A 15908-nucleotide genomic window follows, 5' to 3' on the forward strand; every position below is an offset into this window, starting at 1 on the left:
ACAACTCGCTTCCCACCGAAGGAGTTAATGTCTCGTGCCTGTCAGGTCGGTCTTCTGGCTTAGCGTCATCCTTCCCCGCAACCTTCCCAGTCTTTCCGACCAGTGGCATCAGCGGAGTTGTCAGCATCACAGCAGCGGGGGCTGCGGAGGATTTTCACCTCCTTCCCAACCACACCATTAAGGTGCGGTATTAACCCAACGGCGGTTTATACCCTTCATCTTTCAAGCTGCTGCTTTGTTGGCGACTTTCACTCACCCCAGTCACATCGTTATCTATGCTCTTGGGGATTCGTTCACTTGCCGCCTCGCTGCAACTCGAAATCTATTAGGTTTATTTATTTTTAACGCGGTCTACTTTTCAAGTTATTAAATTATTAGATAACTAATGATATATATTCACTTTTACCATAATAACCTTATTAAACTCATTGAATTAAAATGCAGATTAAATATATATTTCCCACACCAATAAAACGGCTAATTTTATTATTTTCGGCGATAAACTTATGCAATTCATAACAAAAATCACCGTCAATCTGATGACAAAGATAGTAACAACACCGCAACAGATTAATCGTTGATCATAATCAACTATCTATTCATAACATATAAGCTTATGATGTTGTTTATCGTAAAATCACTGCTTACATCATCTGTATAACCCAATCACAACGAGAACTGCTAATGTTATTAGATACCGCCGTCCCTCGCATTATTGGCGCCTGTTTTTATTACTCACCGAAATCAGAACAAGTCCGCCCGCTAATTCCATTGCTTGTCGATATTGATAAATTATTTCCCTGGTCAGATAACTGCAAAATAGAAAATCTGACGAAAAAGCTCGCTAGCTTCTCGGCCGAATCTCTACAATATGACTACTCCATCCTATTCGAAGGGCAAGGTGTTATGCCAGCCCCACCTTGGGGCTCGGTTTATTTGGACAGAGAAAACGCATTATCCGGTGAAAGTACGCTGGCTTACCGGGAATTTCTGGCAAAACAGAATATCGCCATGTCCAGTGAACAACGGGAACCCGAAGATCAATTCGGTCTGATGCTACTGGCCTTAGTTTATATTTTAGAACAAGGGCATAAACCTGCCGCCCGCACCCTGTTGGAACAGCATTTACTGCCATGGGCCTACCGTTATCTGGAATTAGTTCAGACAACTAAACTGGAAAATGATTTTTATTCCATTTTGGCGACTATGACTATTGACTATTTAAAAACATTGCAAACTGAATTGAAACTCATTCCGACAAAGCTAGAATTATTTCGCTAACACATTTATTATTCTACAATCAATGCTCCGGGTAATAAATTTAGTAACAACGAATAAATATACATTCTCCCGGAGTTCAACGCTCATTTAATCAACTTATCCTTTATCACAACGAATTTATACCAGAAAAACCTTTATAGCCCGCTCTCGTTCCATTGAACGTTATAGCCCTATTGCAGTATATAAAACTATTTAGCTGATTTTTATGTTATTTATTATTGGCTCTGGATAACAGGCACCCAATAGAATGATTTTATGCGCTAAAAAAACTGTCTATTAATTCATAAATTAATAAACATTAAATACTCATATAGAGGATTTATTAAAGCTCTAAAAGACTCTTAGCGATAATTTTTTCTTCATTGAATGTCTGTTTCCATTACATGGAAAGATTAAAAATGTAAACAACATGAGGTAAAAACATGAGAAAAACCTTTTTAGCTACACTTATTACAGGGATTATGTCAACAAGTTGTTTCGTACAAGCACTTCCCGAAAATAACAACGAACATCTTGCTGATCTGCAAGACAATACCAGCAACGAAGCTCCACTATTAAAATCTACCGATCCGGGTGCTGAGCGATTTAAGCATGTGGGAAAACTAAGCGGTCGTGGTCTGTGTACCGCGACACTTATTGCCGGTTCAGAAACCCCTGATGCCAATCAACAAGCCCTTATTCTCTCCGCAGGCCATTGTTTTGACTCTTCATTAGATACTAATGAAGTCGTGATTGATCAACCTGTAGGTCCTGGATGGACATACACCCCAAATTACTTTATTGACTTAATCAATAAACACCAACCTGTTGGTGTTGATAGGGTTTTATACGCAACCATGAAAGGCGGTGACCTTGCGGTTTTCAGACTTAAAGCAACTTATGGTGAGTTGGCAAATCGCGGAATACTGCCGGTAACTTTACAAAAAGATTATGCACCATCAGTAAGTCAGCCGATTGAACTTGCTCACATTCCGGCCAATGGCATAGCGGGTGATAAACGCTATCTACGCTATTCGGCTTGCTCCATTACTGGAAAAACTCCTCTCGTGTATGAAGGTACATGGGCTTGGTCTCCGGCCGTTTCTGTTGATTGCGCCGGTGTTGCGGGAGGAACTTCTGGTTCACCGGTTATATTGAAAGATCAACCCCAGATAATTGGTGTATTAAATACCACCGTCGATCGAAATTACACGGGTTGTGGTCTTAATCGGCCTTGTGAGTTAGTTAAGGATAAAGGTTTTTCACGTGAAGGTGACAGTTATTACATTCCTGTTGATAAAATTGCACGTGCATTTACCCCTGATGGAAAACTGGATTTAAGTCAATTTGATGATGGAAAAGGGATCACTATTAACGCTGGTGGCTCACTGATTACTAAGAGCACAGTTAACAACAAGCCTGCCACTTGGAATTTACATCTTGAGGAGCAGGGTTTTGATAATATTCGCTATAAAGGAGGACTTGCGAGTAATATTGATTGTTCAGATCCTGAAGGATACAGCAAACCTATTCCAGTCACTACACAACCGCTGGATAAACTTACCGTTCCTTCCAAAGAAGGGATTTACGCTATGTGTGTCATTGGACAACATTCTGCCAATAAACACTGGCAGAGTACGTCTAACGCATCAATAAAATTACGTGAAATTGATGACACACCTCCGACAATAAAACCAACAACAAGATTAGTTTTTGAAACAGAAGATAGTTGGATTGTTGATCCTATTTTTAACGTCTATGAAATTGTTGACTTACGTGTAAAATCAGGTCCATTAAAATCCACAAAATGCGACGATGACACAGGTTACTCTATTTATAGAAGAATCCCGATTTCTCTTAAAAAGAAAGATTCCCCAGTACGCTTTTGTGTATATGGATTGGATCAGGCGGATAATAAAGGCCCAATAGATTATCGTGATTTTGGTGTTAAGAAATAAGTCTTTAAAATTGGCCAGCGTTTGCTGGCCTTTTTTATCTCCACTGATAAATATAAAATACGAATTATACTGACGACACTAAGGATTCAAGATAACAACTAATTAATGGAGAAAATAAATATTTTATGTAATCAAGCAACACCTATTAATATCTATAAAAATATCCTTTATACGTATTAGATGTGATAGAAATCAGACATATCCATGAGTCAAGTAATATCCAAAATGACGATTTGCAGAAGAAATTATTAACTTAATATCCTATGAAGACGATCTTATGGATGATAGTTAGCTCACAAAAATCACTTGTTGAGGTTTCAAATAATTTCATTAAAGGAGCCTGTAACATGACAATATCGAAAATTTTAACTGGTGCAGCTATCGTGGTTTTATCTTCGTCAATATCTTAAACGCTGGCGTGGTATAGCAACACGATATGCGAAAAATAGTCAGTCTTTCCTCACCGCTGTTCAGATCCGTTGTCTCACGCTCTGGCTACAAATCTCATGACGATATTTTATAGGGGCTATTGACGTTTTGAGAAGAATTTTTAAATGAAACACCCAGAAAGCCGTTAAAACTGTTAACTGCGGTTGACAACATAAAAGGTTATATTATACTCAGTATTATAGAAATATCATGAGGGGTAAAATGATTAAAGTAAATCGAACGCCCGAAGTAGAGAGATGGTTAAAATCTTTGAAAGACAAAACCGCAAAAGCAAAAATCATTATAAGAATTGATAGAATGAAAGAAGGTAATTTCTGAGATGCAGAACCTGTTGGGAGTGGAACATCAGAATTAAGAATTCATCAAGAGAAGGGATATAGGGTATATTTTTCTAATAGGAATAATGAAATAGTTTTGTTGCTTTGTGGTGGTGATAAAAATACACAACAACAAGATATCAAAAAAGCGAAAGAAATAGCTAAAGAATGGGGATTTTGACATGAATAAAGAGCTCAAAGAGTTTGATGTTGTTGATTTTTTAAATGATGATGAAGATATTCAAACCTATTTAAATGCAGCGTTAGAGGAAAATGATACTAAATATTTATTTATTGCATTAGGCAATATCGCAAGAACAAAAAATATCAGCCAGCTATCAAAACAAGTCGGAATGAGTAGAGAGGGTATTTATAAAGCACTTTCTGGGGAAGCAAACCCTACATTTAATACAGTGTTTAAAATAACGAAAGCGTTGGGTTTAAAATTACATTTCACAGGGGCTTAATTGCCCCGTTTTTTTATGCCCTATGCCTGTCAGGGCATGGGGGCTGTACAAATCTAACGGAAGTAAAAGCACAGACTAAAGAAATAGGCTTAATTGGAAATCTGGAATGTATTAAACACCATCCCGTTTTTTCAGTAAAAGGGTCTGAAGCCCAACCGTACGGAAACGCACGATAAGTGCATTTTTCAACCAAATAATTTGGGGGCATATAAAGCACACTAAGTGTATTCTGACGCTGGTCAATAGCTTCTTGGCCGATTCGATCTTGCTGCTGGTCATTTTGGGGCTTGCGCCCACCCCTCACTTTGCCTTCAGGGGTTGTAAGCCGGACAATGGCATTCAATTAAGCTCTCATAACTGAGCTCCATAAGATGTACACGAAACGTCAACAGCCCCTAGGTAACTCTCTAATTGATTCTGGTTATAACACTTCCCGTGAATTGGAATACCCCATAGTTTACCAATATATGTGATTTATTTTAGGTTGTTTTTTAAACTAAAGCTGACCATAATTCAACCAAAAGCAATATTGCTTTTCATAATCGTCATTTTGGTCATTTATTGATACGTAAATATGCCCGATTTTTACCATATTGGATCCTGTTGAATGCTTTAACAGGCTGCCTTGGCAAAGAATGCTGTCAGTTAACTGGTTACAGAAAACCTTGGTTTAGTGGAAACCGTGAATTTGGCAAAAAGTGCGTATCCAAAATCAGGCGGTGTTGTAAATGGGAATGTGGATGCAACGGGATATGTTTCCGGTAAGGGAGTATATGAAGCACCGGGTATTCGGGTATATAGTTCGATAAACAAGCCGTCACCCGGAGAACTAGGTGCATATACGACGGGTGACTGTGATAATCGTTACGCCTTGAAGAACGCTGTTGGGGTGATTAATTTACGACTTGGAAGTTGGGTAACAGAGGGAGGATGGACAAACGAGACAAAAGACTGGTCTGCTCCTTCTGGGCATGTCCTTGTTGGCTTGGGTACAGTAATGTGGAGTTCAGGAAGACAGCACCTTGCCAGTGTACATTATCGTCCTGTACAAGCATACATAAATGGTATTTGGGTAACAATCTCCTCAATCTAGGGTGACATTATGAAAACTGGTATTTTTACACCTTATATTCCAAAAGGTGGCATATCCTGTGTTCAATACTTAAGAGATGATGAAGGCAATGACTGGTATCAGATTCAAGAAAAATTTTTAGAAGAAACTGTCAAATTCACATTCAATAAGGATGGTGTTATCACTTCAATATCAAAGGATATATCTAGTTTATTCCCTATCTATTTATCCGTTGCTGAACTTGCATCAGAATATGTACCAACGGAGATAATTATCACAGATGGGTGGTTTTTTGACGGTAAGAAAATCATTAAGCGCATTTATACACTGGAAGAACAACGACAGCAGGCAAAGAACCAAAAGTCAGAAAAAATGATTGCTGCGAATGAGGTAATTCAGCCTTTGCAGGATGCTATTGATTTAGGAATAGCAACTAGCGAGGAAAAAGCCTTATTACTAGAATGGAAAAGGTATCGAGTATCACTTAATCGCATTGATACTTCATTAGCATCAAAAATTATCTGGCCTGAACAACCAAAGTAAAATAACAACGGCCTGCTCCCCAGGCCGTAAATTTTTAAATTTAAGCGTTACAAACAGAACTATAAGTACTTATCGTTTCTGAAACCATTTTTCTCACATCAAACTCATTAACTGCTTTTTCCCTAGCTTTTTCAGATAATTCTTTTAACTCTTGAGATGATAAATTAGCAATTAAATTTAAAACATTATATATTGATGTTTCATCCCCTGCTTTTGTGATCCAACCATTAACACCATGATCAATATTTTCTGGTAATCCTCCGAAATCACTGACAATAACAGGCAAACTGCAAGCCATCATTTCTCTGCAAGCAAAACTGATAGTCTCACAATCAGTAGATAAAACAAACCCTATAGAAGCATTCTTTATATAATTAATAATTTCTTTATCATCATTAATATAACCCGTAAATTCAACATCGATGTGAGAGAAAGGAGCATCCACTAATTTATCTATATCTTCTTGGTGAGGAGTACGTCCAATAATTTTTATACGAAATTTATCAGATAGCTCTTTATTTTTTACCAAACATCTTATCAAAAAATACCACCCTTTGTGTTCAGCGGTTCCAGCAGAGGAAATAAGTGTTATTTTCCCTTTTTCTATAACTGAATGTTCAGTTTTCCATTTATCGGTATCAATACCATTTTTTATAGTAACAGCCTGTTTATCAGAGATAAAAGAAGAGCATTGATTTCTAGTGGAGTCACTCACGAAAATAATTCTTTCATTAAATTTTTTCAGCCTGATTTTGGATAACCAAGATACAGGGTAATGATTATGTTTTGTATAGATTATTTTACATCTCATTCCGAAAAATATCCTTGCGAGGATAGCGGTTTTATTGTCAGAAGTTCCATTAGTATGGATTATGTCTATTTTTTGTCTTCTGATAATTTGTGACAAAACCTTACAGGTTGTTACGAGTTGTTTGAGTTTATTAAGCTTGCAGAAAAAATAAAGAGGAACAACATTATTAAACCCGGAACTGGTAAGTTCTTTGTACAATCTGCTTTCAGGTGGACAAGCAATCAACAATTTTCCTTTATTATAATCAAAATATTTAACTATATTCATGATATATGTTGTATGACCACCGCCATTACCTGTATGGAAATTTGTTATCATAATATTCATCGCTCACCTACTCTTATCTTTGTCATGAGTTAATTTCATCTAGAAATCAAGGCCAACACAGACCTTATTTACATTCTTCATAATATAAAAACTCATCTTGGAATTTTATCTTCTGGTAATGAACTATACTTCATGATTTTATTACTAAAGTTCAGAACATCATCTTGGTTTTCACATAGTTCATTAGACAACATTTTACAATTTTCAGGTATTGTAGACTCTTTAATACCTGTCCACTCTGAAAATAGCGTTAAGAAATTCATTGAATTACGTTGAGCGTTAATAATCTTACGTGACGTATCATCATAAGATGTAATAAACATAGGAACCTGATAATTTTGCTTATATTTATCATTATGAGCAAGCCTCATCTTCTTAGTATCTTTCTCAAAGAAAGAAACCCCATGATCAGCAAAATACATCAAAGACCAGCTCTTCTCATTTTTCTGTACTTCATCAGTAATTATTGATAGCAAGTTATCAGTGTTTTCAATGCTCTGTATATAGCAAGAAACCTGCTCTGACTTAAAAAACACCTTGTATTCATAATTTGTTCTAGTACAAGCAGGGGAGTGAGAACCCATTAAATGGATAACAATTAGCTTCTTTTCTTTTTTATCCTCTAGGGCTTTTTTCACAATCGGTATTATATTTGTATCTAGCATATTTCTGTTAAGACCAGAACTGGATTCACCTTTTTTAATAAATAATGGAGAATCAGCCCTTGCTCCCATACTGGCAACTGGAGTATCAAATACTCCCATAGAACCTTGATTTGATATCCAGTAAGTATAAAAGCCAGCTTTTTTTGCTAATGTAACAATATTATTGCTTAAAATATTTTTACCAGCTTTGACCATTGCTAATGAATTTTCTAGTGATATTTGGGTTGATGGACCTGCTGAGATATAATTTGTAAAAAGCGTCCCATTGGCAGTGCTCATAAAAGGTGTATTATGTATCGGGAATCCATACGCATTCATAAAATCTCTACGTACACTTTCTCCAATCACAACAATATAGGTACTATATTTGGACTTTTCTGATACTGTTCCCAATGAATCCTTTTCACTTAGTATTTGTTGCATTTTTTTATGTTCACTTTTCACCCTTATAAAATTGATAGTAGCATCTTTGACTGCTCTAATTTCAGGAATTCCAGAGTCAAGAATATTGAATTCCTTACCCTGTATAAAAGCTTTTAAAGGGTGATGTATTGTAGTAATTAATGCAAAAGAAAATAGAAGAACATTAACATTTCTATGTAAATTAATGCTTACTTTCAAAGATAACAAACAAAAGATCAAAATAAACGCACTAAAAAGATAGTGTTCAGTTGGAATAGAAGAGATGAATTCACTAGCCTCTTGTTCGTTTGTATAGAATAACGAAAGAATTGAGTTGAAGTTTGGTGAGCCATATGTAAGCCCGATAGGAGCATAAACGAGAGCTGCTATACCAAGAACGATAAGCAGAAGTTTGTAAACCACAGTGGCCTTGTTTAGTAATAGAAAAACAGAGAATATAGCGAACACATACGCTATTTTTAAGCGATAGCCTAAAGCTATATGAGTTAAAAGGCAAAAAATGAAGAGTGCAACAACTGGTAATAGCTTGATTAAATGGTTTTTTGTAAGTTTCATATTTATCTATCAATAGCACATCGTGTAGTAGTAAAATGCAGTTTAGCTTTCAAAAAGTAGAAAAAACGGAGATTCAATTTCTTCATCCATCCGGGTTTTCTATCAATACTATACTATGTATTTTTCGTCATGTGAATAAGAGAAATCTTAGTTAACATTTAAACCAGAATACTTTGCTTGCAATATAAAGAACTATAACACAGAAATATCACTATAACCCCCAGTGTAAGAAAATACACATAATATGCCACATGATAATAAATCATAGTAGCAGGAGAAAATAAATAAAATAATCCTTAAATATATGCATAGCTAATTTTACTGTATTTGGTCCTATTGAATATTTTGAAAAACTGGTTTATTAATATTTTCTGTAGCCCATTAACTGCCGGTAATCTTTGTCAAGGCAGCTTTTAAAAGCATTCAATGGGACTCAATATGGTAAAAATCGGGCAGATCTAAGTATCAATAAATAACCGAAATGATGATTCAGAAAGAAATATATTAACTATGATGGAATTACGAACATTAATTGAATAATAAATATACAGAAAATTAGCGTCACCTTGCTTTATTTGCTCAGAAATTTCATCACAACGCATCTCAAGCAGTCGCTCTTTCTAGACCTACCATAGCACCATATTCTGCAACATTACGCATTAGCCAATTCTCTTACCCATAGTTCACTTGAGATAAATAAATTTACTTTGTGTGTATGCGTACGTATGTTGATGTCAGGTTGGGAGGATATGAAATGAACTAACCTGATAAAAGAGCTGATTGCCGTTAGATGTGAACTTAGAAGGCTACAGAAGGAGCCACCAATAACCAGTAAGATTCTCCCGGTTTCATATCCTAAAAAAGATCTACCTATCGATACTGACAAATCTATAAGACTTTGGAGATCATTATGTTTTTCTCAGTAGGTGTTGAGTTGCCGAAAGATGAAAACACCGCGTATGGTCTGATTATTCCTGCGCTGTGTACAGAGAAGTATGGTTGTTTTTCTGCCACTGATAATAGAGAAAACATTGCGATAATGGCTCGTGAGGCTATCTTGTTAACAGTAGAAGATATGGTCGCAAATAATAGCGCAGTTGAACATATTCAGGATACTGGCTATCTGGTTTATGCAAAAAACACAGAATATCAATATGTTGATAGTTGGTTTGTTATCAACGTTGGTTTAGGGGACACGGTGAATTTGGCGAAAAGTGCCGTGCCGAGTAGCCGGAAAATTAATGGGAAAGCACTGACCGGGGATGTCAGTTTGAATGCCGGGGATGTGGGGGCACAACCTACAGGCAACTATGCTGTTCGCGGGGAAAGCTACACAAAAGGCGAATCTGATGGCAAGTATCAGCCGCGTGGGAACTACCAGCCTGCGGGAGATTATGCAGTTAGAGGGGAAAGCTATATTAAAAGAGAGAGTGACGAAAGGTATCGGAAAAGTGGAGTGAATACCAGTTGGGTTAGAGTAGGAGGAGCTGGGCTAGAGGGATGCACTATTACATTTAGTCGAGACGTTCGCGGTTCAACATTATTTGTTAAAAATAAACAATAGGGAAAGTTCGTTCCTATTATTACACCTCCTCAGGATAATATTGAGGTTATGCAAAGTGTTCTTATGGGAGGAATTTTGCATTACAAACTCACAAACAATGGAACTGTAATGTATATCATCTGGTCACCGGATGCAAAGTTTACTGAAGCGTATTTGTTATTATAGAAAAAAGGGCTGTTCACCCTTTACCTTTTGTAAAAGATAAATTGAAAACTTGTCCCAGAGTGTTGCTTAAATAGGGTAGATGTTTTACAGGCTCCCGATATTGAATGGCCGAAGCAACAAAATTCATTGCAATATCAGCGCCATTTGGCCCTGATATTGTTTTGGTTTTTCAGGTTGCACCTAGTATCTGCGCAATACATTCTATCCTGTAACTGATATGGGGTATTCAATCTGAAATCCGATTACTGTATTTGATTTTTTCATATTACTCATTTTATTCACTAATAATCACTTGATCCCAGTAAATAGGCGTCGCTACTATCACAAAACTTCGGGTTCCAGTAGTACGGATAGTCAGCCAGTTATCACCCATCAGAGTAAATACCGCTATCCTACCAATAGCCACTGGAATTGGTACTGGAAAATACCAGCCTTTCTGCGACCACTCTCCGAATCTCATGTATACTAAACGTCCTAAAATATCGCTACTGGTATTTATTGTGGCATCGACCCCAGCCCAACCAGACCAAATAACTGTCTCCTGTGTTCTGAGTACCCCAGTATTTTTTTGTAAATATCGAGAGTCAGATTCGGACTTTGTGTATGATTGTCCTGCTAGGGCGTAATTTCCTTTGAGTTGAAACCGCCTATCACAGTCACCCGTCGTATATGCACCTAGTTCTCCGGGTGACGGCTTGTTTATCGAACTATATACCCGAATACCCGGTGCTTCATATACTCCCTTACCGGAAACATATCCCGTTGCATCCACATTCCCATTTACAACACCGCCTGATTTTGGATACGCACTTTGCGCCAACTTGACGGTTTCTGATAAACCCAAGTTTTTCACAAACTCATTTTTATTAGGAACATCTGCACCATTTTGGTTTTTGGATAATCTGCTGTTAGCATTATTATTTACATCTGAAACTAGCTTCTGAGTTGCAGCAAGTGTATTACCATTACCAACCACCTCCGTAAGCTGAACAACACCTTTCTGTGTTAATGAGGCATTTGGTACTTCGGTTGCAATTTTTTGTTCTAACGCTCTATTTAATTGGGCCGCGAGTTTAACTATATCCCCATCGTCCAAAACATCATTGCCGGAATATGTTGCAATAAAATTAGACACAACAGATGCTATTGTTGACGATTGACGTAATACCTTATTGAGCAAATGAACAGTAATATCATCTGGTGGAAATCCAGTTTTTAAACTCTGATTTTCTTCATATTTTTCTTGACTCACTACATTTGCATTATTATTAATAGAAAAAGCTTTAAAATCATTCTTGTGATTCATATGTCTTCCTTAAATTATATAATACCATTTCATAATCAATATATTTCAATAATTATAAAAATGATCCCTCTGCAACTCACACCAACCAAAGTCTAACTCAGAAAAATAATAATGCGTTGTTATTATTCCTTATGAGTTTAACTATTTTTGTATAATTAACAGTAATAATCAGTTCAACATTTTGGAATTGAAAATACATTCATAAATATATATTTAACATATTGAAGTTATTTTTCCCTTATCTCTTCTATCTTTTCCTACAACTCTCTCCGCTTAACATTCCACTCTGAATCTTTAGGTATCTGAACCCTGACATCTAATCTATCATGTTCAAGAATATCACAATCTCATCAATGCACTTGAGTCTCCAGTTCTGAAAACGGTAATCAAATGAAATTGTGAGTTGGTTTTGATGATGTAGCTAAGCAAGAATAAATATCTAAAATAAACTACACATTTTGATAAAAAATGCGTCACCGAAATTTTATCAATTCAAATGACATGTGAGATTTCTGACTTTGATTGCTATTGGGCTACATAAGCAGCCCTGTGATAAGAGTAAGATATTGTGTATCTACGTAATAAGTACAAATGATTTTACCATACTAAAAAGAATTTTCTTTATTTGAAAATAATTCATGAGGTGTTTTATACTCCAATTTTTTGTGTAGGCTATTATTCAACTTGTCCATGACGAATGTCATTTCCTATCTTGTCACCGATTGAAAAGTCTGTTCTCTTTGGAAAATATTGGCGAATCAATCCATTTGTGTTTTCATTGACGTATCACTCTATGGGAACGTAAGGATGCACGAAATGAATTTGAGCGTTTAAGAGTTTATAGGCCATAATGCATTTTACTTTTGCGAGAAAGATGCCGACTATAGCAATTAACTGCTCTTATGAAAAATTGCACTCATTAATCGAATCTGCTATACCATTCAAAGTTTAAAACCTAGGAGACAGCTTAATAATGGAAAAAATTATCGTTAACGGTGTTTCTAACCAAAAATTCATAAACGACTATGCTTATGATTTTGAACAGATAGTTAATCAAAGGGTCAATCCTAATTCCATTCCAGATAGATTATATCGTAAAGGTAAAGCTTGCTGGGTTTTTCAAACTTTAATTAATCTTAAATATTACTACGGCGATTATCTCGATATTACATTAACCAATCAAGTCCGTGCTGATGCAATTAATCTATTACACTACGATGATTTTAGCTTTAGAACTAAGCCGTGGGCAGGATGCACTGTTGTTTGTCAAGCTGATCGTCCTCTTGTTTATGGGGCTGATTATGTCGTTGTACAAAATCCACTACAAACAGAACCCGGAAAGATATTTTTACCACACTAGCCACAACCAAACTTAAAGTGCAGATCTAAAGATAGCAATGAAGTAAAAACCATTGGTTTTTTTGGGCATGTTGATGCTTTACCTGATTTTTTCACAGAAAAAAATCTTATACGTGAGTTAAGTAAAAGAGGAATAACACTTAGAATATCAACAAATGATTGGACTAATTATAGTGACGTCGATATTGCTATAAGTTTTAGGAAAGAATATAGCCCTGACCTTATGAGAAAGCCGGCTAGCAAACTTATCAATGCGTGGGGTGCTGGTTGTCCTTTGATATGTGATAATGAACCTATTTCCATGTAGTACCTGGAAATAGTGTATTTGGATTTTTATTTTGTGCAAACCAAACCACAATGCCGATCGGATAAATGGTGTTGATATTAGCGGCACTTTTCGCCAATGCCACGGTTTCCACTAAACCATGTTTTCTGTAGCCCGTTAACTGACGGTAATCTTTGTCAAGGCAGCTTTTAAAAGCATTCAATGGGACTCAATATGGTAAAAATCGGGCAGATCTAAGTATCAATAAATAACCGAAATGATGATTGAGAAAGAAACATATTAACTATGATGGAATTACAAACATCAATTGAATAATAAATATACAGAAAATTGGCGTCACCTTGCTTTATTTGCTCAGAAATTTCATCACAACGTCCTTCAAGCAACAACGCTCTGAATTCTGGAGGTAGACCTACCGTAACGCTATATTTTGCAACATCACGTATTAGCGAATTTCTTACCCATAGTTCACTTGAGATAAATAAATTTACTTTGTGTGTATGCGTGCGTATGTTGATGTCAGGTTGGGAGGATATGAAATCAACTGACCTGATAAAAGAGCTGTTGCCGTTGGATGCGAACTTAGAAGGTTACAGAAGGAGTCACCTATAACCGGAAAGACATTCCTGGTCCCGCATTCCAAAAAAGATCTGCCTATCGGCACCGTCAAATCTATAAAGAAAATGGCGGAGATTTAATCCCCGCCGACTTTGGAGGTCATCATGTTTTTCTCAGTAGGTGTTGAGTTGCCGAAAGATGAAAACACCGCGTATGGTCTGATTATTCCTGCGCTGTGTACAGAGAAGTATGGTTGTTTTTCTGCCACTGATAATAGAGAAAACATTGCGATAATGGCTCGTGAGGCTATCTTGTTAACAGTAGAAGATATGGTCTCAAATAATAGAGCAGTTGAACATATTCAGGATACTGGTTATCTGGTTTATGCAAAAAACACAGAATATCAATATGTTGATAGCTGGTTTATTATCGATGTTGATTTGTCTGAATTTTCCGGAAAGCAGCAGCGTATTAATATCTCACTGCCTGATACGCTCATTCAACGTATTGATAATCGTGTCAAAGAAAGTCCGGCACAATATCGAGACCGAAGTCACTTTTTAGCAGAAGCTGCAAGACATGAACTCAGCTAATACCAGGCGCACGGATGCGCGCCTGGTATTAAAAAGTACTCAATTGATGCCGTCTTTGTAAATCCCTACGATATCGGTATGAATATAAAGCTCGAATCATAGACTTTGTACTGTTTTAATGGATATGTGATTCCGTCCGCAGGTCCATTCTTAGCAAAGATTAGAGTAACTGACAGATGAAAGTTAAGGGTATTCCATATCCAAGAAAAAACAATATGTGCTAATAATGAAAAAATTGGTCATGTAACCAATGGTTAGCAATAAAAAGATGAGGCATAATACAACAACTAACTATTGGCGTCATGACCCAAAAATTAGCCATGATTCAACTTTGATAGTTTTTTCTAAATCACATAGTTCTATACCACCTCATTAACTTAATGAATGCGCTCGTAACGTTAATCAAGATTCTATCACTCGTATTAGATGTTGTCCCATTGACAGAATGACTATGAGCAACTGAGTTTCATTATTTGATCTTTAGAAAACTGTTTTCCATTTATTGCTTTGACTATTTCAACATCTAATCTCAAGGATGATGCTTGATGTAGCATAGAATATCTTCGTTCAATATCTGACTCTACGTTGATAATAAAAATTTCCATTCTTTCATGATAACACAATTACACCTACATTATGACTCAGACACTAAGATTACTGATAAATTAATATTGTCATTGTATTTATTTGTCAGAGAATCACTATCTCTACGATGGTAATATATTAATTACAACTTGGGTGATAATGCCTACTTTAATGCAAGAAAACATAAAATTTCTACCTTTTGAAATTCTATTTGTTTCTTATTTTTAGAAATTTTCTTTTAAAACTAAATCTAACATTATGATCTAACATAAAGCCTAATAAGGTTCCTGAATTTTCTACCGAAAGTTTTATCAGTTATTAAGATTACCTCTGCTATTGTATTTATTTTAATTTGACCAATAGAATTAGATAGACTATCTTCTCTTTTTATGTAGTTATAGTATTTCATCTCAGTATAATGAATATTATTGCACTTAACTAAAATTGGAGGAAATGATAGAGCGTCTTCATAACAAGAAACCTCGGGAAAATTATTTCCATGAAATAATTCTCTCTTAAAAAATTTCCCACATGAATGTGCCTGAAATTTCTTATGAATTAAAAACTCTTTTATTGCCGTATTTCTATGAATTTCTACAGGGGATAATAATTTTGATTTTTCTATTATGTCAGAATATTTTTTT

12 protein-coding genes, 6 pseudogenes and 1 riboswitch are annotated in these 15908 nt (G+C 36.0%); of the genes and pseudogenes, 11 read left to right on the forward strand and 7 right to left on the reverse strand.

Going from position 1 to position 15908, the window contains the following annotated elements:
* Nucleotides 1-27: 27 nt before the first annotated feature.
* A riboswitch (cobalamin riboswitch) is annotated at nt 28-213 on the reverse strand.
* 471 nt (nt 214-684) lie between these two features.
* From dmsD to D3222_RS16500, 7 genes and pseudogenes are all read left to right on the forward strand, one after another.
* Entirely contained in the window at nt 685-1281 is a 597-nt protein-coding gene (gene dmsD / locus D3222_RS16470; protein WP_118987130.1) for a Tat proofreading chaperone DmsD, read from the forward strand.
* Between the two features lie 422 nt (nt 1282-1703).
* Nucleotides 1704-3218, forward strand: coding sequence for a trypsin-like serine peptidase (locus D3222_RS16475; protein WP_118987131.1), 1515 nt, complete (start codon nt 1704-1706; stop codon nt 3216-3218).
* A 402-nt stretch (nt 3219-3620) separates the two neighbouring features.
* Nucleotides 3621-3728: pseudogene (locus D3222_RS16480) on the forward strand (IS5/IS1182 family transposase); the annotation flags it as partial.
* A 141-nt stretch (nt 3729-3869) separates the two neighbouring features.
* Nucleotides 3870-4166 (forward strand): annotated as a pseudogene (locus D3222_RS16485) (type II toxin-antitoxin system RelE/ParE family toxin).
* A gap of 1 nt (nt 4167) precedes the next feature.
* On the forward strand, nt 4168-4452 hold the full coding sequence (locus D3222_RS16490) for an addiction module antidote protein (RefSeq protein ID WP_118987132.1): 285 nt from the start codon (nt 4168-4170) through the stop codon (nt 4450-4452).
* A 688-nt stretch (nt 4453-5140) separates the two neighbouring features.
* Nucleotides 5141-5545, forward strand: a complete 405-nt coding sequence (locus D3222_RS16495) for a hypothetical protein (RefSeq protein WP_157975343.1) — start codon at nt 5141-5143, stop codon at nt 5543-5545.
* A 9-nt stretch (nt 5546-5554) separates the two neighbouring features.
* Nucleotides 5555-6067 (forward strand): tail fiber assembly protein, encoded by a 513-nt coding sequence (locus D3222_RS16500; RefSeq protein WP_118987134.1) that lies wholly within the window; start codon nt 5555-5557, stop codon nt 6065-6067.
* A 40-nt stretch (nt 6068-6107) separates the two neighbouring features.
* Here the strand turns inward: D3222_RS16500 and D3222_RS16505 are convergent, their stop codons facing one another.
* Both D3222_RS16505 and D3222_RS16510 read right to left on the reverse strand, forming a co-directional pair.
* Nucleotides 6108-7205: a glycosyltransferase family 4 protein gene (locus D3222_RS16505; RefSeq protein WP_118987135.1), complete on the reverse strand. Its 1098-nt coding sequence runs from the start codon at nt 7203-7205 to the stop codon at nt 6108-6110.
* A 92-nt stretch (nt 7206-7297) separates the two neighbouring features.
* Nucleotides 7298-8848 (reverse strand): phosphoethanolamine transferase, encoded by a 1551-nt coding sequence (locus D3222_RS16510; RefSeq protein ID WP_118987136.1) that lies wholly within the window; start codon nt 8846-8848, stop codon nt 7298-7300.
* A 910-nt stretch (nt 8849-9758) separates the two neighbouring features.
* Between D3222_RS16510 and D3222_RS26090 the strand changes: the two genes are divergently transcribed.
* Nucleotides 9759-10412: a type II toxin-antitoxin system HicB family antitoxin gene (locus tag D3222_RS26090; RefSeq protein WP_232832547.1), complete on the forward strand. Its 654-nt coding sequence runs from the start codon at nt 9759-9761 to the stop codon at nt 10410-10412.
* Between the two features lie 439 nt (nt 10413-10851).
* On the opposite strand, the gene D3222_RS26095 is transcribed toward D3222_RS26090, so the two are convergent.
* Together D3222_RS26095 and D3222_RS26100 are read right to left on the reverse strand one after the other, a co-directional pair.
* Nucleotides 10852-11883 carry a phage tail protein gene (locus tag D3222_RS26095; protein ID WP_232832548.1) on the reverse strand — a complete coding sequence of 344 codons (1032 nt, stop codon included), beginning with the start codon at nt 11881-11883 and terminating at the stop codon, nt 10852-10854.
* A 605-nt stretch (nt 11884-12488) separates the two neighbouring features.
* Nucleotides 12489-12663 (reverse strand): annotated as a pseudogene (locus D3222_RS26100) (IS30 family transposase); the annotation flags it as partial.
* A gap of 193 nt (nt 12664-12856) precedes the next feature.
* Between D3222_RS26100 and D3222_RS26105 the strand changes: the two are divergent.
* A complete protein-coding gene (locus tag D3222_RS26105) occupies nt 12857-13243 on the forward strand; it encodes a hypothetical protein (protein ID WP_232832549.1) in 387 nt (128 codons plus the stop codon).
* Nucleotides 13244-13538: 295 nt separating this feature from the next.
* Here D3222_RS26105 and D3222_RS26110 read toward each other — a convergent pair.
* Nucleotides 13539-13613: pseudogene (locus D3222_RS26110) on the reverse strand (phage baseplate protein); the annotation flags it as partial.
* 449 nt (nt 13614-14062) lie between these two features.
* Here D3222_RS26110 and D3222_RS16545 point away from each other — a divergent pair.
* A pseudogene (locus D3222_RS16545) lies at nt 14063-14226 on the forward strand (type II toxin-antitoxin system HicA family toxin).
* Nucleotides 14227-14250: 24 nt separating this feature from the next.
* Nucleotides 14251-14679, forward strand: coding sequence for a type II toxin-antitoxin system HicB family antitoxin (locus D3222_RS16550; RefSeq protein ID WP_118987138.1), 429 nt, complete (start codon nt 14251-14253; stop codon nt 14677-14679).
* Between the two features lie 449 nt (nt 14680-15128).
* Here the strand turns inward: D3222_RS16550 and D3222_RS16560 are convergent, their stop codons facing one another.
* A complete protein-coding gene (locus tag D3222_RS16560) occupies nt 15129-15284 on the reverse strand; it encodes a glycosyltransferase family 25 protein (protein ID WP_118987139.1) in 156 nt (51 codons plus the stop codon).
* A 236-nt stretch (nt 15285-15520) separates the two neighbouring features.
* Nucleotides 15521-15908: pseudogene (locus tag D3222_RS16565) on the reverse strand (glycosyltransferase family 2 protein); the annotation flags it as partial.

The organism is Photorhabdus sp. CRCIA-P01 (genome assembly GCF_003545805.1).
GTDB classification, from domain to species: Bacteria; Pseudomonadota; Gammaproteobacteria; order Enterobacterales; family Enterobacteriaceae; genus Photorhabdus; species Photorhabdus antumapuensis.

What these genes read in the sequence shown, in the direction of transcription:
- D3222_RS16500 (WP_118987134.1), top strand. Translation starts at nt 5,555, where the DNA reads ATGAAAACTGGTATTTTTACACCTTATATTCCAAAAGGTGGCATATCC.
- D3222_RS16550 (WP_118987138.1), top strand. Translation starts at nt 14,251, where the DNA reads ATGTTTTTCTCAGTAGGTGTTGAGTTGCCGAAAGATGAAAACACCGCG.
- D3222_RS16475 (WP_118987131.1), top strand. Translation starts at nt 1,704, where the DNA reads ATGAGAAAAACCTTTTTAGCTACACTTATTACAGGGATTATGTCAACA.
- D3222_RS16505 (WP_118987135.1), bottom strand. Translation starts at nt 7,205, where the DNA reads ATGAATATTATGATAACAAATTTCCATACAGGTAATGGCGGTGGTCAT.
- D3222_RS16510 (WP_118987136.1), bottom strand. Translation starts at nt 8,848, where the DNA reads ATGAAACTTACAAAAAACCATTTAATCAAGCTATTACCAGTTGTTGCA.
- dmsD (WP_118987130.1), top strand. Translation starts at nt 685, where the DNA reads ATGTTATTAGATACCGCCGTCCCTCGCATTATTGGCGCCTGTTTTTAT.
- D3222_RS16560 (WP_118987139.1), bottom strand. Translation starts at nt 15,284, where the DNA reads ATGGAAATTTTTATTATCAACGTAGAGTCAGATATTGAACGAAGATAT.
- D3222_RS16490 (WP_118987132.1), top strand. Translation starts at nt 4,168, where the DNA reads ATGAATAAAGAGCTCAAAGAGTTTGATGTTGTTGATTTTTTAAATGAT.
- D3222_RS26095 (WP_232832548.1), bottom strand. Translation starts at nt 11,883, where the DNA reads ATGAATCACAAGAATGATTTTAAAGCTTTTTCTATTAATAATAATGCA.
- D3222_RS26105 (WP_232832549.1), top strand. Translation starts at nt 12,857, where the DNA reads ATGGAAAAAATTATCGTTAACGGTGTTTCTAACCAAAAATTCATAAAC.
- D3222_RS26090 (WP_232832547.1), top strand. Translation starts at nt 9,759, where the DNA reads ATGTTTTTCTCAGTAGGTGTTGAGTTGCCGAAAGATGAAAACACCGCG.